Annotated in this window: 21 protein-coding genes and 1 riboswitch; of the genes, 8 read left to right on the forward strand and 13 right to left on the reverse strand. The window is 61.3% G+C overall.

Annotated features, from left to right (window positions below; all coding sequences use genetic code 11):
• The first annotated feature begins 112 nt into the window (after positions 1-112).
• A complete protein-coding gene (locus tag AC1DWZ_RS21380) occupies positions 113-1612 on the forward strand; it encodes a methyl-accepting chemotaxis protein (RefSeq protein ID WP_477170976.1) in 1500 nt (499 codons plus the stop codon).
• A 128-nt stretch (positions 1613-1740) separates the two neighbouring features.
• Here AC1DWZ_RS21380 and AC1DWZ_RS21385 read toward each other — a convergent pair whose 3' ends face one another.
• From AC1DWZ_RS21385 to uvrA, 3 genes are read right to left on the reverse strand one after another with little or no spacing between them, the layout of a single operon-like run.
• On the reverse strand, positions 1741-2382 hold the full coding sequence (locus tag AC1DWZ_RS21385; RefSeq protein WP_477170977.1) for a glutathione S-transferase family protein: 642 nt from the start codon (positions 2380-2382) through the stop codon (positions 1741-1743).
• Positions 2379-2927 carry a hypothetical protein gene (locus tag AC1DWZ_RS21390; RefSeq protein WP_477170978.1) on the reverse strand — a complete coding sequence of 183 codons (549 nt, stop codon included), beginning with the start codon at positions 2925-2927 and terminating at the stop codon, positions 2379-2381. Before AC1DWZ_RS21390 ends, AC1DWZ_RS21385 begins: the two co-directional genes overlap by 4 nt.
• Before the next feature lie 27 nt (positions 2928-2954).
• Positions 2955-5828 (reverse strand): excinuclease ABC subunit UvrA, encoded by a 2874-nt coding sequence (gene uvrA / locus AC1DWZ_RS21395; RefSeq protein WP_477170979.1) that lies wholly within the window; start codon positions 5826-5828, stop codon positions 2955-2957.
• A gap of 184 nt (positions 5829-6012) precedes the next feature.
• Here uvrA and AC1DWZ_RS21400 point away from each other — a divergent pair, with 184 nt between their 5' ends.
• On the forward strand, positions 6013-6525 hold the full coding sequence (locus AC1DWZ_RS21400; protein WP_477170980.1) for a single-stranded DNA-binding protein: 513 nt from the start codon (positions 6013-6015) through the stop codon (positions 6523-6525).
• Between the two features lie 111 nt (positions 6526-6636).
• On the opposite strand, the gene AC1DWZ_RS21405 is transcribed toward AC1DWZ_RS21400, so the two are convergent.
• Complete coding sequence (locus tag AC1DWZ_RS21405) at positions 6637-8094, reverse strand: MFS transporter (RefSeq protein WP_477170981.1); 1458 nt, start codon at positions 8092-8094, stop codon at positions 6637-6639.
• A 141-nt stretch (positions 8095-8235) separates the two neighbouring features.
• On the opposite strand from AC1DWZ_RS21405, the gene AC1DWZ_RS21410 reads away from it, so the two are divergent.
• Positions 8236-9126 (forward strand): LysR family transcriptional regulator, encoded by an 891-nt coding sequence (locus AC1DWZ_RS21410; RefSeq protein ID WP_477170982.1) that lies wholly within the window; start codon positions 8236-8238, stop codon positions 9124-9126.
• Between the two features lie 36 nt (positions 9127-9162).
• Positions 9163-9561, forward strand: coding sequence for a VOC family protein (locus AC1DWZ_RS21415; RefSeq protein ID WP_477170983.1), 399 nt, complete (start codon positions 9163-9165; stop codon positions 9559-9561).
• Here the strand turns inward: AC1DWZ_RS21415 and AC1DWZ_RS21420 are convergent.
• The 6 genes from AC1DWZ_RS21420 to AC1DWZ_RS21445 form a co-directional block, all read right to left on the reverse strand.
• Positions 9558-9878, reverse strand: a complete 321-nt coding sequence (locus tag AC1DWZ_RS21420) for a hypothetical protein (RefSeq protein ID WP_477170984.1) — start codon at positions 9876-9878, stop codon at positions 9558-9560. The two genes, AC1DWZ_RS21415 and AC1DWZ_RS21420, sit on opposite strands and share 4 nt — an antisense overlap.
• A 155-nt stretch (positions 9879-10033) precedes the next feature.
• Positions 10034-10309 carry a hypothetical protein gene (locus AC1DWZ_RS21425; RefSeq protein WP_477170985.1) on the reverse strand — a complete coding sequence of 92 codons (276 nt, stop codon included), beginning with the start codon at positions 10307-10309 and terminating at the stop codon, positions 10034-10036.
• Between the two features lie 34 nt (positions 10310-10343).
• The gene (locus AC1DWZ_RS21430; RefSeq protein ID WP_477170986.1) at positions 10344-10526 is read right to left on the reverse strand and encodes a hypothetical protein; all 183 of its coding nucleotides are present in this window, start codon (positions 10524-10526) and stop codon (positions 10344-10346) included.
• Between the two features lie 167 nt (positions 10527-10693).
• Entirely contained in the window at positions 10694-11488 is a 795-nt protein-coding gene (locus tag AC1DWZ_RS21435) for an ABC transporter ATP-binding protein (protein ID WP_477170987.1), read from the reverse strand.
• Positions 11485-12489, reverse strand: a complete 1005-nt coding sequence (locus tag AC1DWZ_RS21440) for a FecCD family ABC transporter permease (protein WP_477170988.1) — start codon at positions 12487-12489, stop codon at positions 11485-11487. The genes AC1DWZ_RS21435 and AC1DWZ_RS21440 overlap by 4 nt, the downstream gene beginning before the upstream one ends.
• A 56-nt stretch (positions 12490-12545) precedes the next feature.
• Positions 12546-13610 (reverse strand): ABC transporter substrate-binding protein, encoded by a 1065-nt coding sequence (locus AC1DWZ_RS21445; RefSeq protein WP_477170989.1) that lies wholly within the window; start codon positions 13608-13610, stop codon positions 12546-12548.
• A 250-nt stretch (positions 13611-13860) separates the two neighbouring features.
• A riboswitch (cobalamin riboswitch) is annotated at positions 13861-14080 on the reverse strand.
• An 81-nt stretch (positions 14081-14161) separates the two neighbouring features.
• Between AC1DWZ_RS21445 and AC1DWZ_RS21450 the strand changes: the two genes are divergently transcribed.
• Positions 14162-14629: an N-acetyltransferase family protein gene (locus AC1DWZ_RS21450; protein ID WP_477170990.1), complete on the forward strand. Its 468-nt coding sequence runs from the start codon at positions 14162-14164 to the stop codon at positions 14627-14629.
• Here AC1DWZ_RS21450 and AC1DWZ_RS21455 read toward each other — a convergent pair.
• The 3 genes from AC1DWZ_RS21455 to AC1DWZ_RS21465 all read right to left on the reverse strand — a co-directional run bounded on the left by AC1DWZ_RS21455 (position 14601) and on the right by AC1DWZ_RS21465 (position 17565).
• On the reverse strand, positions 14601-15824 hold the full coding sequence (locus tag AC1DWZ_RS21455; protein WP_477170991.1) for a TIGR03862 family flavoprotein: 1224 nt from the start codon (positions 15822-15824) through the stop codon (positions 14601-14603). The genes AC1DWZ_RS21450 and AC1DWZ_RS21455 overlap by 29 nt on opposite strands.
• The gene (locus tag AC1DWZ_RS21460; protein WP_477170992.1) at positions 15817-16971 is read right to left on the reverse strand and encodes a GNAT family N-acetyltransferase; all 1155 of its coding nucleotides are present in this window, start codon (positions 16969-16971) and stop codon (positions 15817-15819) included. Before AC1DWZ_RS21460 ends, AC1DWZ_RS21455 begins: the two co-directional genes overlap by 8 nt.
• 129 nt (positions 16972-17100) lie before the next feature.
• Positions 17101-17565: a RidA family protein gene (locus AC1DWZ_RS21465; protein WP_477170993.1), complete on the reverse strand. Its 465-nt coding sequence runs from the start codon at positions 17563-17565 to the stop codon at positions 17101-17103.
• 162 nt (positions 17566-17727) lie between these two features.
• Here AC1DWZ_RS21465 and AC1DWZ_RS21470 point away from each other — a divergent pair, with 162 nt between their 5' ends.
• The 3 genes from AC1DWZ_RS21470 to AC1DWZ_RS21480 all read left to right on the forward strand — a co-directional run bounded on the left by AC1DWZ_RS21470 (position 17728) and on the right by AC1DWZ_RS21480 (position 21803).
• A complete protein-coding gene (locus AC1DWZ_RS21470; RefSeq protein WP_477170994.1) occupies positions 17728-18786 on the forward strand; it encodes a phosphotransferase in 1059 nt (352 codons plus the stop codon).
• An 11-nt stretch (positions 18787-18797) separates the two neighbouring features.
• Positions 18798-20111: an aspartate aminotransferase family protein gene (locus tag AC1DWZ_RS21475; RefSeq protein ID WP_477170995.1), complete on the forward strand. Its 1314-nt coding sequence runs from the start codon at positions 18798-18800 to the stop codon at positions 20109-20111.
• A gap of 129 nt (positions 20112-20240) precedes the next feature.
• A complete protein-coding gene (locus AC1DWZ_RS21480) occupies positions 20241-21803 on the forward strand; it encodes a phospholipase D family protein (RefSeq protein WP_477170996.1) in 1563 nt (520 codons plus the stop codon).
• Positions 21804-22029 lie beyond the last annotated feature (226 nt).

Here is a 22029-nt window from a genome sequence, read left to right on the forward strand (position 1 = left end):
CTTATTTCCATTCATACTATTGCTCGGTTGTGAGATTATTCCCTCGATCCAAAGGATGAGCGACGAGGTTGTGCGGCACCCGAAACCACTTATAAAGTAGAAAGACACATACATGTTTGGCTCAGCATCGCGCGAGACGAGCGCCAAGTTGGCGGCGCTCGACAAGTCCCAGGCCATGATTGAATTCAAGCTGGATGGGACCATCATCACGGCCAATCAGAACTTTCTCAAGACGATGGGCTACAGTCTGGCGGAAATTCGCGGCAAGCATCACAGCATGTTTGTCGAAGCCGACTACAAAGCCAGCCCCGCATACCAGCAGTTCTGGAACAATCTGAGGAGCGGCACCTTCCAGGCCGGGCAATATATGCGCATCGCCAAGGGCGGGCGCGAAGTGTGGCTGGAAGCGGCCTACAACCCGATCTTCAATCGTGGCGGCAAGCCCTACAAAGTGGTGAAATTCGCCACCGACATTACCGACCAGAAGCATGAATACACCGACCTTCAGGGGCAGGTCGAAGCGATCGGCAGGTCGCAGGCGGTCATTCAATTCCAACTCGATGGGACGATCATCGACGCCAATGAGAACTTCCTCAATGTCATCGGCTACCGTCTGGACGAGATCAAGGGCAAGCATCACAGCATGTTTGCTGATGCCGCCTACAAAGCCAGCGCGGACTACAAGCTCTTCTGGGAAAAGCTCAACCGCGGCGAATATCAGGCCGGGCAATTCCGTCGCATCGGCAAGGGTGGCAAGGAAGTCTGGCTCGAAGCGTCCTACAACCCGATCCTCGATGCCAACGGACGGCCTTATAAGGTCGTGAAATTTGCCACCGACCTTTCAAAGCGCAAGGCCGAGAACGCGGCGTTGGCGAAGGATTTCGAAACTAACGTCAAGTCGCTGGTGCAGTCCGTGGCTGCTTCTGCCGATCACATGCAGCAGACGGCGCAATCGCTGGCCGCCGCCGCGGAACAGACCAAGCAGCAATCCTCGACCGTTTCGACGGCGACTGAGGAATTGTCGGCCTCCGTCAACGAAATCGCTCGCCAGCTGACGGATGCTACCGGCATCATCGGTGTGGCCGTCGGCCAGGCGCAGAGTTCCGAACAGATGGTTGCGACCCTGGTGGGTGCCGCCGACAAGATCGGCAATGTGACGCAGATGATTACGGAGATCGCCAGCCAGACCAATCTGCTGGCGCTCAACGCCACGATCGAGGCGGCGCGAGCGGGAGAAGCCGGCCGTGGATTTGCAGTCGTTGCCTCGGAAGTAAAATCGCTGGCGACGCAGACCGGCAATGCGACCGAGGAAATCAGCCAGCAGATCAACGGCATCCAGCATTCCAGCCAAACGACGGCCTCGGCGATCCGCGAGATTGGTCAGATCATTGGTCGCGTCAACGAAATCAGCACGTCGATTTCCAGCGCGGTCGAGGAACAGTCGGCTGCGACGCGGGAAGTGTCGGCCAACATCCTGGGTGTCACCCAGGCGGCCGAGGATACCGGCCGCACGTCGGCAACCGTGCTGGACGTGGCGCGTGGCTTGGCCGAACAGGCGGCAGGTTTGGAGCAGCGCGTCGATCAGTTCCTGGTTACCGTGCGCGCGATGTGAGGTGCCGGCCTTTGACTATCGTCATTGCCGGGCTTGACCCGGCAATCCACTGCGGCAGCTGCGCGAGTGGATCCCCGGGTCAAGCCCGGGGATGACGGATAGGGCACTATGGCCGACGCCTATGTCAACTATACTGCCTGCTCGATCCCTTCGTCCTTCAGCATCTGCGCATAGGCCGGGCGGGCAAGGGTCGTCCTGATCAGCTTGTTGAGGTGCGGATAAAGATGGCCGGGCTTTTCAGTTTTCCTGGACCAGCGCACTAGCATCACCAGGAAATAGTCGCAGGCATAGAAGGTCCCGCCACAAAGATGCGGTCCCTTCGCCACAAGCTCGCCATCCAGGAACGACCACATCTTGGCGAGGCGCAATTCCGCCTTGGCCTTGAGCTTAGTCTGCTCGGCAGCGCCATCGATGAAATTCTCGGCATGCCACCAATGCATCATCGCTTCCTGCACGGTGTTGGTGAGGTAGGCCATCCATTGCAGATAGCGTGCGCGGTCCGCGTGACCCACAGCCGGCGCCAGCTTTGCCTCTGGATGCCGCTCGGTCAGGAACTGGCAGATGGCCGCACTTTCATACATCACCTTGCCGTCGTCATAGACCAGCGTCGGTACCCGCGCATGTGGATTGAGCTTGAGGTACTCCGGCCGTTTCAGATCACCCTTGTCACCGTCTACCAGGATGAACTCGGCTTTGACACCGATCTCGATCAACATCGCCTGCGGTGCCATCGCCGCACTGCCGGGACTCCAATAGAGTTTGTAGGTCATGCGTTTTGCCCATGGAAATTAGTGGTACGTACACCTGTCTCGATTGCCGCAAAAATTTCTGCGGCAGATGAAAGGCCTAGCGCATAAATCATCAGTTCATCTTTGCCGCGCGCCACAAAGGATTTGGTCCAGCTATAATGAAGATAGCTCTCGCGATCTCTTAATTGAAGCACGAAGGCACTTGATTCGGAGTCTGGTTTCAACTGCTGAACGCCAATGATGTTGGACCAGTAGATCTTACCGTTGAACGAGAGTTGGTCATGAACGCCTTCTGCGTCAATTATCAATCCGTTATGGCGTTTGAGGATGGCTCTGGCAAACAGCGCCGATCCGACTCCAGAAAATGGCAATGCCAGAACGCAGTAACCATAGAGAAGCAGACCGCGACGATATTCGGTGGAAGCTGCATCAAACCCAACGATAAAAATAAAATATACCGAGTAGGCGAGAATCCCCGCACAGGCGATGAAGGCAAATAAGCTTGGTCCGCGCGAACGCGGAAATCTTCGAGCGCATGGTGGTCCTTGCTCTACCATCTCCTTCACTCTCCCTCCCATTATGCGTGCCGCTCCTTAACCCTTCGCGACCTTCTTCTTCACGCGTTTGCTGAGATACGGTGCCAGATACTGGCCGGTATAGCTGCCGGGCGTATCAGCGACATCCTCCGGCGTGCCTTCGGCGACGATCTTGCCGCCCTTGTCGCCACCTTCGGGGCCGAGATCGATGATCCAGTCGGCCACTTTGATGACTTCGAGATTGTGCTCGATGACGACGATGGTGTTGCCCTGGTCGACGAGATGCTGCAGCACTTCGAGGAGTTTACGCACGTCTTCGAAATGCAGGCCTGTGGTCGGCTCATCGAGAATATAGAGCGTGCGGCCGGTGGCGCGCCTTGAGAGTTCCTTGGCGAGTTTCACACGCTGCGCTTCACCGCCGGACAAGGTGGTGGCTGCCTGACCGATATGGACATAACCAAGACCCACCTGATTGAGCATGGCGAGCTTGTCGCGGATGGCAGGAACTGCCTTGAAGAAATCGACACCTTCCTCGACTGTCATGTCGAGCACGTCGGCGATCGACTTGTTCTTGAAATGCACGTCGAGGGTTTCGCGGTTGTAGCGCTTGCCCTTGCACTGGTCGCATTGCACATAGACGTCAGGCAGGAAGTGCATCTCGATCTTGATGACGCCGTCGCCCTCGCAGGATTCGCAGCGACCGCCCTTGACGTTGAACGAGAAGCGCCCGGCCTTGTAGCCGCGCGCCTGGGCATCCGGCAGGCCGGCAAACCATTCGCGGATCGGCGTGAAGGCGCCGGTATAGGTGGCCGGGTTCGAGCGTGGCGTGCGGCCGATCGGTGACTGGTCGATGTCGATCACCTTGTCGAGGAATTCAAGTCCCTCGATCCGGTCATGCTCGCCCGGATGCGTGCGTGCATCGTGAAGGCGCTTGGCCAGCGCATTGTAGAGCGTTTCGATAATCAGAGTCGATTTGCCGCCACCTGAGACACCGGTGACGCAGGTCATAGTACCCAGCGGAATATCGACGGTGATGTTCTTCAAATTGTTATGCTTGGCGCCGACGATGCGGATCCTGGCCTGTTTGCCGGCGCCCTTGCGCCGCTCGCTCGGGATGTCGATCTTGCGGGTGCCGTTGAGATATTGCGCGGTGAGGCTATTGCTCCGCATCACCTCGGCCGGCGTACCTTGCGCCACGACCTCACCGCCATGAATGCCGGCGGCCGGACCCATATCGACGAGATAGTCGGCGTTGCGGATGGCGTCCTCATCATGCTCGACCACAATCACGGTATTGCCGAGATCACGCAGGCGCTTCAGGGTCCCAAGCAGCCGGTCATTGTCGCGTTGATGCAGGCCGATGGACGGCTCGTCCAGCACATAGAGCACGCCGGTGAGGCCCGAGCCGATCTGTGACGCGAGGCGGATGCGCTGGCTTTCGCCGCCTGACAAGGTGGCCGAGGCACGACCCAGGGTCAGATATTCGAGGCCGACGGAGTTGAGGAAGCCCAATCGCTCGTTGATCTCTTTGAGGATGCGATAGGCGATATCGTTTTGCTTCTTGCTGAGTTTCTTGGCGAGACCGCCGAACCAGTCGGCTGCCTGCAGGATCGAGTATTCCGCGATGTCGGCGATGTTCTTTTTGTCGATCTTGACCGCGAGCGCTTCCGGCTTCAGGCGCTTGCCTTCGCAAGCCTCGCACGGGCTGGTCGATTGGAATCGGCCCAGTTCCTCGCGCACCCAGGCGCTGTCGGTCTCGCGGAAGCGGCGGTCCATATTGGTGATGACGCCTTCGAACGGTCGCGTGGTCTTGTAAGAGCGCGTGCCATCGTCGAACGACATGGTGACGATTTCTTCGCCGGAGCCGAACAGCACCACGTCGCGGATCTTCTTCGGCAGATCCTTCCACGCCGTGTTCAAGGAGAATTTATAATGCTTGGCGAGGCTTTCCAGCGCCTGCGCATAATATTGCGAGGTTGAACTGGCCCAAGGCGCCACGGCCCCGTCGCGCAGATTCTTCGAGGTATCTGGGACCACCATCTCCGGGTCGAAATAGAGCTTCTCACCCAACCCGTCGCAGACCGGGCAAGCGCCGAACGGATTGTTGAAGGAGAAGAGCCGCGGCTCGATCTCATCGATCGTGAAGCCGGAGACCGGGCAGGCAAAGCGCGACGAGAACAGGATGCGTTCATCGGGCTTGTCCGCATAATCGGCAAAGAGCAGGCCGTCGGCCAGGCCCAAGGCCGTCTCGACACTGCCGGCGAGGCGGGTCTCCAGCCCCTTCTTTACGGCAATGCGGTCGACCACGACCTCGATATCGTGCTTCAGCTTCTTGTTCAGCGCTGGCACTTCACCGATTTCGTATATCTTGCCGTCGACCCGCACACGCTGGAAGCCGCGCTTCTGCAGGTCCTGGAATTCCTTGCGGTACTCGCCCTTGCGGCCGCGCGCGATCGGCGCCAGCAGCAGCAGGCGGGTGCCCTCGGGCAGCGTCATGATGCGGTCGACCATCTGGCTGATGGTCTGGCTCTCGATCGGCAGGCCCGTGGCCGGGGAATAGGGAATGCCGACCCGCGCGAACAGCAGGCGCATGTAATCGTAGATTTCGGTGACCGTGCCGACGGTCGAGCGGGGGTTCTTGGAGGTGGTTTTCTGTTCGATCGAGATCGCCGGCGACAGCCCTTCGATCGAATCGACGTCCGGCTTCTGCATCAGTTCCAGGAACTGGCGGGCATAGGCCGAGAGGCTTTCGACGTAACGCCGCTGGCCCTCGGCATAGATCGTGTCGAAGGCGAGGGACGACTTCCCTGACCCGGACAGGCCCGTGATCACCACGAGCGAATCCCGGGGTAGGTCGACATCGACGTTCTTGAGATTATGCTCGCGCGCACCGCGCACGGAAATCTTATGATCTCTCAATTGGTTAGCCATGAGTGAGCAACCGCACTTTCACGCTGGATCGGGATATTTCGGGGATCTAGTTAGGGCGCATCATAGCGGCCTTCGTCTCGTCGTAATACCCCTTTTGTTCTTCTTTCCAGAATGCTAGGAAAATGCACGGCGAAGCGCTATACGGGCGCACCAATTCAATCGGATTTCAGCAGGGGGCAGCGTTATGGCGGGCAGCGTCAACAAGGTCATTCTTATCGGCAATCTGGGGCGCGACCCGGAAATCCGCGCGACCCAGGATGGCACTAAGGTCGCCAACCTCTCGATCGCGACCTCCGAATCATGGCGGGACAAGAGCTCGGGCGAGCGCCGCGAGAAGACCGAATGGCACCGCGTGGTGATCTTCAACGAACGGCTGGTCGACGTGGCCGAGCGCTTCCTGAAGAAGGGCTCCAAAGTCTATCTCGAAGGCCAGTTGCAGACCCGCAAATGGACTGACCAGTCGGGCGCTGAGAAATACACCACCGAAGTGGTGTTGCAGCGCTTCCGCGGCGAACTCACCATGCTGGATGGCAAGGGTGAGGGCGGCGGCATGTCCGACAATGGCGATGCCGGATATGCTGGCGGCAGTGGCGGCGGCGCCTACAGTGGTGGCGGATCGTCCGGCGGCGGCAGTTCCGGTGGCATGGGCGGCGGTGGCGGCCGCGGCGGCGATCTCGACGACGATATCCCGTTCTGACGGGCGGCAACAACGGTTTGCAGATGAAGGCCCGGAAAATCCAGTTTTCCGGGCCTTCGCCATTTGATGGCGTTTATCCGAAATCAGAGGCCGCAGAATGGCTGTCCCTGATCATGCAGGATTCCTGGGCAGCAGCCGGCGTGTAGCGACAGCACGGCTCCCAACCGCAAGTGCAAGTGCCACCACGATCAGGCCCGCCGCGACGGCAAAGGTAGTCTGCATGCCGGTGGTAACGGCATCTGGATGTGCTGTCGTGACGTCGGCCGTCATCGAGGCAAGTGCGAAGACGGCACCCATGACGGATGCGCCAGTGATGAGACCGAGGTTGCGTGACAGGTTGAGCAATCCGGATATGACGCCCCGCTGGTCCGGCCGGACATCCATCATGACGGATGTGTTGTTGGCTGCCTGGAACAGCTGATAGCCGGGGGCCAAGACTGCGATGGCCGCAATGTAACCGGCAATGCCGAAGATCGTCGGAAGGACGGAAAGCGCAATCGACCCGGCAGCCATGCCGATGAGCCCGACAACCACCATGAAGGGCGCGCCCAAACGATCGACAAGACGGCCCGCCACGACACCGCTGAGCGCAGAGACAATCGGACCGACCGACATGACCAGTCCCACAAAGGCTGAATCGAGGCCGAGCCCGCGTGAGAGATAGAACGGTCCCACCACCAGCGTCGCGATCACCACCGTCGAGACGAGCGCGCTGATTGCAAGGCTGGCACTCAGCACCGGATCGCGGAACATCGCCAATTGGATCAACGGCGATGCCACGCGCGCCTCGGCAAGCACGAAGAGGCCGGTTCCGAAACTGGCAGCCAACAGCAGGGTCAGATTGAGCGGACCGAAACCGCCGCGCCCGATCGTCATGGCGAGAGCATAGGCAACGAGCGTCAGCGCCAGCAGCAGCGTGCCCACATTGTCGAAGCCGGCCCTATCAGCCCTCGGCTTTCGACCATCGGCGGGCAGGTAGCGGCAGGCCAGAAGCAACGTCACGAGACCTAGCGGCACGTTGACGAAGAAGATCGCACGCCAACCCAGGCCGTCGATCAGGATGCCGCCGAGCGATGGGCCAAGAGCCGTGCCGATGGCCGACATCGTGCCGAGCAGCCCCATGGCACTGCCGGTCTTTGCCTTTGGCACGGTCTCGCCGACAAACGCCATGGTGAGGGCCATCATGATGGCACCCCCTAAGCCTTGCACGCCCCGCGCGGCAATCAGCAAGGGGAGCGTCGGGGCAGCACCACAGAGGACCGAGGCCGTTGTGAACAGGATGATCCCGGCCAGCAGCAGCCGACGGCGGCCGGTGATGTCACCGAGGCGACCGACGCTGACGATGAGTGTGGTGACGGCGAGGAGGTACGCAAGAACGATCCACTGGACGTCCTGGAAGGTGGCGTGGAAGGCCTCGGCCAGTGTCGGCAAGGCGACATTAACGCTGGTGGTGCCGAGCGAGGAGAGCAGCATGGAGAGTGACAGGCTGGCGAGAGCCCATCGGACCGATGGGGTCCGCGCCGCGCCGCCGGCTTCGACCGCGTCTCGTCCTGCAATGATGGGTTTCAATGTGAACTCCGTTTTCTGGTGCTCCGGAAACGGAGCTACCAGGAACGTAGGTCTTTGCTTGATATGGCGGAAGACGCACCATTTGCATTTTACTCGTGCGTTTGGCGCCACATCACGATCGACCTGTGCTAGGATGGGTACATGTCGACACCAGATCTCAACCTCCTCGTCACCCTGGATGTGCTGCTGGCCGAGGGCAGTGTTGCCCGCGCCGCCAAGAGGCTGCGCCTCAGCCCATCCGCGATGAGCCGGGCGCTGGCCAGGTTGCGGGAGACGATGGGCGATCCGCTCTTGGTTCGGGCCGGACGCGGTCTCGTGCCCACACCCCGGGCACTCGAACTCCGCGCACAGGTGGGCGAACTCGTCGAGGGCGTCAAAGCCGTTCTCCGCCCGCAAGAGACGCTCGATCTCAAACAGCTTGTCCGGACATTCACGCTACGGACGCGTGAGGGCTTTGTGGAGAATTTCGGTCCAGGCCTCATTGCCCGCGTAGGCACGGATGCACCCGGCGTACGGTTGCGCTTCGTGCAGAAGACGGACAAGGACGGTCCGGGTCTGCGCGATGGGACCGTCGATATGGAAACCGGTGTTGTCGGCAAGACGACCACACCGGAACTACGGGCGCAGGCATTGTTCCGGGACCGATATATTGGCGTGGTGAGAGCTGGGCATGCGCTTTGTCGTGGCAAGATTACGCCCGCCCGTTTTGCAGCCGGTCGGCACATCCTGGTCTCTGGGCGTGGCCTCAACGACGGGCCGATCGATGACGCCTTGCAGCCGTTCGGGTTGACGCGGGAGATCACGACGATCATCGGCGGTTTTTCGACGGCACTCGCTCTCGCGCGAGCCACCGATCTCATCGCCAGCGTGCCCGAACGGCATACTGGAAACCTGCGGACCGGCATGCATAGCTTTCCTCTGCCGGTCGCCCTGCCCGAGATGATCGTCTCGCTACTCTGGCATCCACGGCTGGACGCCGACCCGGCGCATCGCTGGCTGCGGGAGTGCGTTCGTGATGCGTGTGCGGGCTGAGTGCTGACTTAAACTTCATCATCAGGACAATCATCCATGCTGCATCACCTCTCATTCGGCGTATCCGATATCGTGCGGGCGGCGACGTTCTATGACGCCGTCCTCGCCCCACTCGGCTATCGGCGCGTATGGGAGGATATCAGGCCCGGCGAGGCCGATCAGGCGGTGGGCTATGGTGTTACCGACGGCAACGACAAGTTTGCCATCAAGGAACGTCCGTCCGGGCGCTTGGCGCCGGGATCCGGATTTCATCTGGCTTTCGCGGCGCCCAGCCGGCCAGCGGTCGACGCGTTTTACGCCGCGGCTTTGGCGCTGGGTGGCCGCAGCAACGGCGCGCCTGGAATCAGGCCCAATTATGGACCTCATTACTACGCAGCGTTTGTGATTGATCCGGACGGCTACCGGATCGAGGCCGTCATCAGCGGAGCCGCCTAGGCCAGCGGTTCGGGTGGCGATCCTGGATCGCCCGACAGGCTGGCAAAATCTGAGAAGACACTGTCGATAAGCTTGCGCTGGCGCGGGTCGCGCACGGCATAGGTGTCGGCCAGCAGCTGGATCAGGTAATGAGCCTTGGCCGCTGCCTCCGGCCAGCTGGTTGCCGGCCCGGCCAGGATGAAGGCTTCGAATTCATGCTGGCGCTGCTCCAGCAGGCGCCGATCTTCGCGCACATGCTCCAGCCGCCGGCGGATTTCCGTGGCGCGCTGCGCATCGTCGCTGCGATGCTCATCGAGATCGATGGAGTCTGTGGTCATCTGCCGAGGATCACTATTTGGCCCGATACAATGTTGCTATTGAGCATGCCGGAAGAAGGCGATGATGAGGACGCCCACCAGCAAGGCAATTGGAACGACGAGCGGCGGCGTGAAATATTTCATGGACATGTTCTTTCTATGAAAAGGCTTGGCGGCTAGGGCTGGCTGGCGGGTGCCGTGTTCTTATCCAAGACAAGTGCAGCCTCCAACGCCTCCGGATCTATGACGCTGATCGGCATGATGCGTGGATGTGCCGCATCGCTGACGCGCTGCATCAAGGTCGCCGTGCGTCGGTAGGCTGGAAAAGACACGTCGAGCAGCAGTTCTTCGTCGGTCTCAATCGAATAGCTGCCAGCCGGGTAGGATTGATCGGGATCGCCCAGTGTGAAGCGATGCTTGAACGTCACAATGGTTCTGGTCGTGCGGACCATGCCTGCATCCTTCCCAGGACAATGGTTCCCGGCGTCATGATTTTGCCGGCACGCCTGGGACGAAAACCGGCGTGGCCTCGGGATAGATGTAAAAGAGAAAGCCATAAAAAATGACGCACATCACCAGGACGACGCTGCCCAGAATGCACATCATTGCTTTGAAATCAGACATGAAGTTCCTGAGGAACCAATCGGATGTGCTCGCCACTTCCGCCATGAAACGCAAAAATTCATGCCGTAGCAGCTGCCAGCACGCGATCCAACCTGGTCAGCCTACCACCAAGCGCCTTATTCGGTAGAAGTGCAACATATCTTATGGCGGGCGCGTCCTGATCGTCGCTTGTGCATGGTTTGGGCGCCGCGCTTAGCTACGGTCCTTTGCACTTATTCGGCCGCTCGCGGCAGAGCCATATCGGCATCGAGCGAGAAATGGATCAACTGCCGGCCATGATGGGGCGAACGCTCAATATGCGCGCGGACACCAAAGACTTTGCGAATAAGAGGTTCAGTCAGGACTTCTTCCGGTGTTCCAGCCGCCACGACGCGGCCCTGCTGCAGGATCGCCACGACATCGCAGAACATGGCGGCGAGGTTGAGGTCATGGAGCGCTACGATACTGGTCGCCGGCAACCGGCTTACCAGCGACAGGATTTCCAACTGGTGCAGGACGTCGAGATGATTGGTTGGTTCGTCGAGCAGCAGTTCGGTTGGCGTTTGTGCCAGGGCGCGGGCGATGTGAACCCGCTGCCGCTCGCCGCCGGACAAAGTCTGCCACGGCTGGTCGCGCTTGTCGCCCATGCCGACGTAAGCGAGTGCATTTTCGACCGCCTCATCATCGTTCTGCGTCCAAGGCGAAAGCGGGCCACGATGCGGCGTGCGGCCCAGGCGCACGACATCCAGTGCGGTGACCTGTGCCTCTGTGGTCGCCTGCTGCTCCACCAGCACCACGCGGCGGGCGATATTGAGCCGCGACATCTGGGTGATGTCGATATCGCCCAGGGTGATGATTCCGCTGGCCACCCGCCGCAAGCGGCAAATGAGGCGCAGCAGCGAGGATTTGCCGGAGCCATTTGGCCCCAGCAGGCCCAGCGTCTTGCCCGGCTCGACCCGGATTGTCACGCCGTCGACGATCATCTTGCCGGCCGTGCCCCAGCTGATGTCGGTGGTGGTGATGGTCATTGCGGACGCCTCGCGCGATAGAGGATGAGGGCAAAGGCTGGGGCGCCGAACAAGGCCGTCACCACGCCGATGGGGAGGATCTGCTGTGGGATGATGACGCGTGACACAATATCGGCCAGCACCATGAACACGGCGCCGATCATCAACGACGCGGGCAGCAAGCGCGCATGGGCTGGCCCAACCAGGAAACGCGCGGCATGGGGAATGACCAGGCCGACAAAGCCGATCGACCCCACAATGCCGACCATGGTGGCGGTTATCATGGCGGTGAGGCCGAACAGGATGAGGCGCACGCGCAATACCGGAATGCCAAGTGCTGCCGCCGCATCGGTTCCGAAGGTGAAGGCATCAAGGGCCCGGGCATAAAGGAGGCAGATCGCAAAACCGCTGACGGCAACCGGTGCTGCCAGATAGACATCCTCCCAGCGCACGCCACCAAGGCTGCCCAACAGCCAGAACATGACGCCGCGGGCCTGTTCGGCATTGGCCGAGGTTGTGACAACATAGGCGGTGAGCGCATTGAAAAGCTGCGAGCCGGCGACACCGGCCAGAATGATGCGGTCCGATCCGCCGCCGGCACCGGCGGCCAGCAACGTCACTAGGACGAAGGCAAGGACAGCCCCGGCGAAGGCCCCGACAGAGAGTGTGATGAGTCCAGCACCGACGCCCAGGATCATGACGGCCACTGCGCCGGTCGACGCACCGGCCGAGATGCCGAGTACATAGGGCTCGGCCAACGGGTTGCGCAGCAACGCTTGCAGAATGGCGCCGGATATTGCCAGCGCGCCACCGCAGCAGGCCGCAACCAGAGCTCGGCTCAGGCGGTAGTCCCAGATGATGCCTGCCTGGATCGCACTGAGCTCGAAACCGGTGCCGAACAGTTTGTTGGCGATCGCCTTGTAGGCCGATGCCAGCGGAATCGGCACCTCGCCGATCGACACCGCCATGCCGATGGCAAGGGCCAAGGCGATCAGCGACAGCAAAGCGAGTGAGGCACGCATGCCCCACCCACCCTGAAGAGCCGGATTTATCGAGTTGTAAGTCAATTTGCCCCCAGTCAATTTGTGAGGCCGAACTGCTTGATGCCCTCGGCGACGGCTTCAATCCCGCTCACGGCGCGTATGGTCGGGCTCATTGCCTGCGAATCCATGATCACGATGTGCTTTTGCTTGACCGCATCGAGCTTGCTGGTGACCGGATCCGTCTCCAGGAAGTTGAGCTTCACCGCGACATCGTCGGCGGGATAGCGCCGCCGATCCATCCGCGCCACCACGATCACCTGCGGATTGGCGCCAGCGATGCTTTCCCAGCTCGCCAGCGGCCATTCTTCTTGTGTCGTCACGACATTCTTGGCGCCCAGCGTTTCCATGATGTAGGCCGGGGTGCCGTTCTTGCCGGCGATATAGGCATCGCCGTTCACCTTGGGGCTCGAGAACCAGAACACCATGGACAGGCCGCCGTTCTGAGCATTGGCGGCTTTGCTGCCGGCAACCTTGGCAATGGCCTCGGCCTCGCGTTTCTTGAGATCGGCGATCAAGGCGTCGCCGCGATCCTGCACGTCGAAGATCTGCGCCATGTCGTGGATCTCCTGATAGACCAGCGACATGTTGAACATCTCCTTGCGCACGCCATCGCCACCGCCGGAATTGTCCTTGGCGACGCAATCGGCCGGCGCCACATAGCTGGGGATCTTGAGGTCCGAGAACTGCTTGCGCGTGGCGACCGATCCATTGGGGCCGACATGCCATTCGAACTCGGCCGTGACCAGGTCCGGCTCTCGCGCCAGGACGCTTTCGAAACTGGGATCATTGTCGGCAAGCCGCTTGATCTTGGCATTGGCCGCTTCGTAGCCCGGCAGCACCGGACCGAACCACACCGCCGTGCCGACGATTTTGTCGGCGAGGCCCAGCGACAGCAGGATCTCCGCGCTGCTTTGGCCGATGGCGACTGTGCGTGTCGGCGCCTTGTCGAAGGTAAGTGTCTCGCCGCAATTCTCGATTGTCAGCGGATATTGGGTAGGCTCGGCCAATGCTGCCGGCGCGCCGATGGCGAGGCAGGTGAGGGCGGTCAGTGCCGAGAGGCTGGTCCGATGGATGGGCCAAGCTGTTGGTTGGGTTTGCATGTCAGATCCCCTTGTTAATGAAGATATGCAATGTTATAACATTACATATAAGATTTAACCTTATCAACCGGCTGGCGCGTAGCGCGGGCCGGTTGAAGCGGAATGTGGCAGGGGATGTCACCGGCGGCGGCTCAAGGCCTTACCTGGCGCCGAATAGTTGGCCGAATATGGGGAAAGTATGCCGGTCACCCGGCACGCCTGTGTTGGCGCCATGTCAACGTCTCCATCTCGGGCACCCCGCCCGGGTTAGACTTAAAACGCGTCGATGGCAGGTCTCCTGACTCGCGGGTCGATGCCTGCTGCCAACCTTCCCAACCGTCAGACGGTCAGTGGTACGAAGTGGCAGTGAGCTATCCGCTTACAGTTGCGGGGGCAGTCACGGTTTAGGCCCCGATTGGGTCGTCCGCACCGTGTTCCCTATTAATCCCCTGGAATTCATCCGTCGGGGAACCATCGCGGTGATTCATACGGGGACGCGACGGCGGGCGTCAAGGCCGTACGCGTCACGAAATTCTCATGCGGGCGATAGGTGCCTCCGCTACCATCCGGCCATGAACGAGCAACGTATCGATATTGAGCTGCGGCCGATGGTCCCCGCTGATTTGCCGGCTGTGACGGTGATCCGGACCAGCGTGATCGAGAATCATCTGTCGGTCGCAGAGATGGCGGCACGGGGCATCACGGAGGACGGCATCATTGCCGAGATGGTTGCTGGCAATCTGCGCGGCTGGGTGATGCTGGTGAGTGGCGTACCGGTGGCCTTCTCTTTCGCCAGGCGCGTTGAGAAGACCATTTTCGCCATGTTCGTGCAGCCCGGCTATGAAGGCCTTGGGCTCGGGCGGCGCGTGATGGCGGCGGCGGAAGATTGGCTGTTTGAAGAGGGCGTTACGGATATCTGGCTGACCACCGATGCCAATCCAGCGATCCGTGCCCACGGCTTCTATCAGCGGCTGGGTTGGGTCACGGACTGGTCGGCGGAGGCTGGCGAAGTCACTTACTGGAAGCGCCGCGCGCCTTGAGGAAGGCGAGGGCACCCTGGCCCGCCACATAGCCGCTGGCCATGCACGCCGTCAGCAGATAGCCGCCCGTGGGCGCTTCCCAATCCAGCATCTCGCCGGCGCAGAATATGCCGGGATGATCTTTCAACATCAGATGCTGGTCGAGACCATCGCGCTTCACGCCACCGGCGGAACTGATGGCCTCAGAGATCGGACGCGTCGCGACAAGACGCAGCGGTAGCGCCTTGATGCCCTTGGCCAAGTGCACCGGATCGGCAAAATCGTCTGCCGGCAGGCATTCGCGCAGCAGCGCAGCCTTTGCGCCGGACAAGCTCAGGCGCGATTTCAACTGCGAGGCGAGGGAACGCGACCCGCGCTGCGCCAGCGCATCGGCGATCTTCGCCAGATCGTGGTTGGGCAGCAGGTCGAGATGGAGGACCGCCGTGTCCGTGGCAGTGATTGCATCGCGCAACGGGCCGGAGAGGGCATAGATCAAGCCACCTTCGATGCCGGTTTCGGTGATGATCGCTTCGCCCTGCCGGCGCTGGCCGTTGAACGTGGCGGCGATGTTCTTCAGCGGTTCGCCAACGAAGCGGGACCGGAGATGATCGCTCCAGCCGATATCGAAGCCGCAATTGGCTGGAGTGAGCGGTGCAAGATCGATTTGGCGTGCGGCGAGAATATCCTGCCAGGCGCCATCCGATCCCAATTGCGGCCAGCTGCCGCCGCCCAGCGCCAGCACGATGACATCGCCTTTCACCTGTTGCTCACCTTGCGGTGTCGCAAAGCACAGGGCGCCATCCGGCGACCAGCCTACCCATCGATGTCGCACGTGAATGCGTACACCGGACTGGCGCAGTCGATGCAGCCAGCTACGCAACAGCGGAGCTGCCTTCATCTCGTCGGGAAAGACTCGCCCCGAACTGCCGACGAAAGTGTTGATGCCGAGATCATGGATCCAGCCGCGCAAATGGTCGGGGCCGAAGGCTGCGAGCCAGGTCGCGACCCAATCCTGCCGTGCACCGTAACGTGCGGTAAAGGCTGCCAGCGGTTCGCTGTGGGTGATGTTGAGGCCACCTTTGCCGGCCATCAGGAATTTGCGGCCGACCGAGGGCATTGCGTCATAGAGATCGACGGCGACGCCACCTAGCGCCAGCATCTCCGCTGCCATCAGACCGGCCGGCCCGCCGCCGATGACGACAGCGCTGCTAGTCATTCTCGACACGGCGGAACGGTGACAGCGTACCTAGCTCCTGCATCTCGTTGCGCATCACGCGGCGCTCGCGGTCCAGATAATCGGCAACCGCGTCGCGGAAATTGGTGTCGGTGATCCAATGCGCCGAATGGGTTTCGACCGGCAGGTACCCGCGCTGGATCTTATGCTCGCCCTGGGCACCGGCCTCGACGCGCTTCAGGCCATGCTGGATGGCGTAGTCGATTGCCTGGTAGTAGCAGCATTCGAAATGGAGATTGGGCACATCCTCGACGCAGCCCCAATTGCGCCCATAGAGCGCGTCCGTCCCACGGAGATTGAGCGCACCCGCAATGGGCATGCCGTCCCGAAACGCCATCACCAGCACGATCTTGTCACGCAGCGTGCCATGGATCGCATCGAAGAAGGCGCGGGTGAGATAGGGGCGGCCCCATTTGCGGCTGCCGGTATCCATGTAGAAGTCGAAGAAGGCGTCCCAATGCGCTGGCTTCAGGTCGTCTCCCGACAACGCTCGAACATCGATCCCGGCGACGCTGGCGCGTTCCTTGCGGATCGCCTTGCGCTTGCGCGACGACAGGGTGGCGAGGAAGTCATCGAAGCTGCCATAGCCGTCATTGTGCCAGTGATACTGGCACCCCAGGCGATGCAGATATCCATGCTCGGCCAGTTCCGCCGCTTCCTCACCCGTGCAGAAGGTGATGTGCAGTGATGAGAGGCCCGACTTTTCCACCGTGCTGGTGAGCGCACCGATGAGGGCGCTGCGCATCACCGCATCGTCGGCGCTGGGCTTCACCAGCAGGCGCGGCCCAGGTACTGGCGAGAAGGGGACCGCCAGCTGCAGCTTGGGATAATAGCGCCCGCCGGCACGTTCATAGGCTTCGGCCCAGCCATGGTCGAACACATATTCGCCCTGGCTATGGCCTTTGACATAGAGCGGCGCCACGGCCTTGAGATCGCCGGCATCGTCCTCCAGCACAAGATGCTGCGGCAGCCAGCCCGTCCCACGCCCGACCGATCCGGAAGTCTCCAGCGCATTGAGAAACGCGTGAGAGACGAAGGGATTGTCCGCACCGGCACAAGCATCCCAGGCCGCGGCGGACATCGTTTCCAACCGATCGACAATGCGGGCGGTGAGGGAGAGTTGGGTCATCACAAGAGCCCCTCACCCCGGCCCTCTCCCCGCAAGCGGGGCGAGGGGGTTCTAGCGAGTTCGTTGCGCAGCCCCCCGCCCCTTTGGGGAGAGGGGTTGGGGTGAGGGGGGCTGTTCAGTCTCGGACCCTCACGCAATCTCGACGATCGCGTCGACTTCGACCGCCACATTGAGCGGCAGCGTGTTGACGCCGACGGCCGAGCGGGCGTGCTTGCCGGCTTCGCCGAACACTTCGACCATCAGGTCGGAAACGCCGTTGGCGACTTTGGGTTGTTCGCTAAAGGTATTGATGCAATTGACGAACACGCCGAGCTTGGCGATGCGCTTCACACGGTCGAGGTCACCCAGCGCATTCTTGAGCTGCGCGATGATGTTGAGGCCGCAGATGCGTGCGGCCTGGGCGGCCTGCTCGGTCGAGAACTCCTGGCCGACCTTGCCGATGAATTTGAATTCGCCGTTCCAGACCGTGACCTGGCCGGAGACGAAGGCGGTATTGCCGGCAAGGACGACGGGCACGTAATTGGCGACGGGCACGGCGGCCTTGGGCAGCTCGATGTTCAACTCGGCCAGACGGGCCTCGACTTTGCCAGCCATGTTTCTCTCCTTGGGGCTTTTGCATGGATTTCGGGGCGATCCTAGCCGGTCGCGGCGCGGCAATCCAGCCTTGCACCACCCATGACAAATTTGCGGCGGTCGCAGGCGAATCCCGCTATAAATCGCTGCGCCTGCCGCCACTTGAATCAATGTGGATATTCCATGCTCGCCGAACCGTCCGCGCCAGCCGATGCCGATTCACTTTCCTCGCCGCCACCCGTTTTTACGGAAGGTGAGGCCGCTGCGCTGGCGCTACGGCATTTTGGCGTTGCGGGGACGGCCAGCAAGCTGACCAGCGAACGGGACGCAAACTTCCGCATCAGAGCTGCGGCCGGCGACGGCTATGTGCTCAAAGTCTCCAATCCGGCGGAAGAAGCGCTGGTGACCAATCTGCAGACCGAAGCCTTGCTGCATGTGGCGCGCCTGGACCCAACCCTGCCGGTGCAGCGCGTCTTCAAGAATACCGCCGGCACCTATGAGGAGATCCTGCACGATGCGGCCGGCCGGCCGATGATCCTGCGGCTTTTCTCCTATCTCGAGGGCCAGCCCTTGCATCTGGCGCCGCGCAGTACCGGACAGCGCCGGAGCCTGGGGAGCAATCTTGCGCGCCTCACCCGTGCCTTGGCCGACTTCAAGCACGCTGCCACCGATCACGATCTGCAATGGGACATCAAGCATGCCAGCCGCCTCTGGCAATTGCTGCCCCATGTCGAGGCGGGGGAGAAGCGGCAATTGGTCGAGCGGGTTTTGCGCAACTTCGACGACTTCGTCGTGCCCGTGATGCCGCGTTTGCGCACTCAATTCGTCCACAACGACCTCAACCCGCACAATGTCCTGGTCGACAGTCAAGACCCCACCAAGGTGGCGGGCATTCTCGATTTTGGCGATATGGTATGGACGCCGCTGGTGAACGACCTTGCTGTCGCCGCCGCCTATCAATTGTCGTTGGACGGCGATCCGCTGGTCGAGGCCAGCGACCTCATCGCGGCCTATCACGGCATGCTGCCGCTTGAGGAGATCGAGCTTGATCTCCTCTACGACCTTATCGGCGCCCGCCTGGCGACGACGGCAGCGATCACCAGCTGGCGCGCGGCACGCTATCCGGAAAACCAGGTCTATATCCTGCGCAACGCGCCACGCGCCTGGGCAGGTCTCGCGGCCTTTGCCGCCCTGCCCCGCGAACGGGCACAGGAAAATCTGCGCCGCCTCTGCGGCGTTTAGGGAGACGATCCATGGCGATGGTGAACCAATATGTGCCCGGCCGCGAAGGCGATATCAGTGCCGAGGATGCGGCGCTGATCAAGCGCCGTCAGAAGCTGCTGGGGCCGGCCTATCGCCTGTTCTACGAAAAGCCGCTGCATATCGTGCGCGGCGAGGGGGTCTGGCTCTACGATCCCGATGGTCAGGCTTATCTCGACGTCTATAACAATGTGGCCTCGGTCGGCCATTGCCATCCGAAGGTAGTGGCAGCACTCTCGAAACAGGCTGCGACCCTCAACACCCACACCCGCTATCTGCACGAGACCATCGTCGACTATGCCGAACGGCTGCTGGCGAAGTTCCCCAGTGCGCTCCAGCATGTCATGTTCACTTGCACCGGCTCAGAGGCCAACGATCTCGCCTTGCGCATCGCCAAATCCTATACCAAGGGCACCGGCATCATCGTCACCAAGCTGGCCTATCACGGCCTCACGGTCGCTGTGTCTGAGCTATCTCCCTCGCTCGGCGACTATGTCGAGCGCGGCGCGAACGTGAAACTGGTGCCGGCTCCTGACACCTACCGGATCGACGGCGATGTCGGCGCCGTCTTTGCCGCCGGTGTGAAGGCTGCGATCGCTGAGATGCAAGCTGCTGGCATCAAGCCCTGCGCCCTGCTGGTCGACGGCATCTTCTCCAGCGACGGCGTCTTCCCGGGCAAGTCCGGTTTCCTCAAGGAGGCAGTCGACGCCATCCGTGCCGCCGGCGGCATCTACATCGCCGACGAAGTGCAGCCGGGCTTCGGCCGCGTTGGTCCCGACTTCTGGGGCTTCGCGCGCCATGGCCTCGTTCCTGATATCGTGACAGTGGGGAAGCCCATGGGCAACGGGCATCCCATGGCGGGCGCCATCATGCAGCCGCATGTGGTGGAAGAATTCGGCCGGCGGTCGCGCTATTTCAACACCTTCGGCGGCAACCCGGTCTCCTGTGCAGTGGGCCTTGCCGTCCTCGACGTGATCGAGGGCGAAGGCCTTGCCCAGAATGCCGGCAAGGTTGGCACCTATATGCGCGAAGGTCTCGAGAAACTGGCGACGCGTCACGACATCATCGGCGACGTGCGTGGCGCCGGCCTCTTCCTCGGCGTCGAGTTCGTGACGGACCGGAAGAGCAAGGAACCGGCCGCGGACGAAACGACCCGCGTCGTCAACGATCTGCGCCGCCGCAAAATCCTCATCAGCGCCACCGGCCCCGGGGCCAATATTCTGAAAATCCGCCCGCCGCTTGTCTTCACCCAGGAGCATGCCGGTATCTTCCTGGATGCGGTGGAAAAGACGCTGGCGGGGCTTTGAAGGATGCCGGCCTATTGGTGATCGGCCACCCGGCCAGCCTTGGCATCGGGAGCCCTATGATCTAGATTCTATCCCGCAGCCCGGGGGAGTATGGGTGGGCTAGGAAAAGAAGGCCGCTTTGGGAACGTCATGGAAGCGACCCGTCGTCGATTGAACTGGCTCTTCACCCTTGTCCCGGTGCTGGCTTTGGCCGTGCAGCTGGGCGGGTGTGCGGCGACCGTGGACTGGGAATATCCCCGCACGCCCTCGACGGCTTTCGATCAACCGCAGAGCACAACCGTCGGCGCCCTGTTTCAGGAAGCAGCCGATCGCTATCCGGGACAATCCGGCTTTGCCCTGGTGCCGGAGGGCGGCAATGCCTTGACGGCCCGTCTGGCCATGGCTGACCTCGCCGAGAAGACGCTCGATGCGCAATATTACATCTGGGATGCCGATACGACCGGTCGCATCATGGCCGACCGGCTGATCCGCGCCGCGGATCGGGGCGTCCGCGTCCGTCTGCTGCTCGACGATCACTACCAGTCCGAGGCAACCGATTTTGGCATTGCGGCGCTCGATGCCCACCCCAACGTCGAGGTGCGGTTTTTCAATCCGCTGGATAACCGGCGCTGGCGCGCCTGGAGTTTCTTCACCGATTTCGACCGTGCTAATCACCGAATGCACAACAAGCTGTTCGTCATGGATAACGCCGTGGCAATTGCCGGTGGGCGGAACATTGCGGACACCTATTTCGGTGTTCGGCCGGATCAGAATTTTCGCGACTTGGACATGGCGATGGTGGGCCCTGTCGTCCGGGACCTGTCGACAAGCTTTGACCAATTCTGGAACAGCGCATGGGCTATCCCGGCCGGGGCCATGCTGAGTGAAAAGGCGACGCAAACTGATTTTGTCGCCCTCAGAAAGCGCCTGGCCGAAAGGGTCGCCGACGTCGGCTATCCCTATCCCGTCGAAGAACAGATAGCGGAACGCCGCAACAATCTCATGGCGATCCGGGATGCCCTCATCTGGGCGCCCGGCCGTGTCCTGGCCGAAGACCCAAGTCGCGTCGACGCCGAAAATGGGCACAATGTCATCACGGAAGCCATTCTCCAACGGCTCGCCACGACCCAGCATGAACTGCTGATCGAAACGCCCTATTTCATCCTGCAAGATCGCGGTATCGAGGAAATGGACGGGCTGACATCACGTCATGTCGCGGTCCGCGCGCTAACCAACTCTGCCGCCACTAACGATGTGATCGCGGCACAGGCGGGTTACGCCAATACGCGCGAGAATTTGCTCAAGGCCGGCGTCGCTCTCTATGAACTGCGGCCGGACAGCAATATGAAGCGACATTGGTCGATGGCCGCTGGCAAATCGCGCGCCGCCCTGCATACCAAGGCGCTGGTGTTCGATCGGAAGACAGTCTTCATCGGCAGCTTCAACCTCGATCCCCGTTCGCGCTTCATCAACACGGAGATTGGCGTCATGGTCGACAGCCCGCAACTTGCCGAGGAGTTGGGTAAGTTCATGGATGACGGCGTCTCGCCAGGCAGCGCCTACCACGTCACCCTTGATGCAGGCGGCGGTCTCCTCTGGACCGCTGAGGATGATGGGCAAAAGGTGGAATTCGACAGCGATCCGAACATCAGCACATGGCACAGCTTCCTGCTCGATGTCATCGGGATTTTGCCGATCGAGGATCAGCTTTGAGGCCTCACGTCGCCGATTGCGGGCCAACTGGCACCACACCTACCGTCATGGTCGGCGAAGGCCGACCACCCACGAGTTTTTATCCGTAGACCGAGTAGCCGCAGGCAAATTCGTGGATGGTCGGCCTTCGTCGAGCATGACGAGAACTGATCAAAAAGAAAACCGGGCCCGTGATGAACACGGGCCCGGTGGTCTCAGTTAGGCCAGTTTCAGGAGGTCGGAGGAT

It is taken from the genome of Dongia sp. P2_B8, assembly GCF_056404715.1.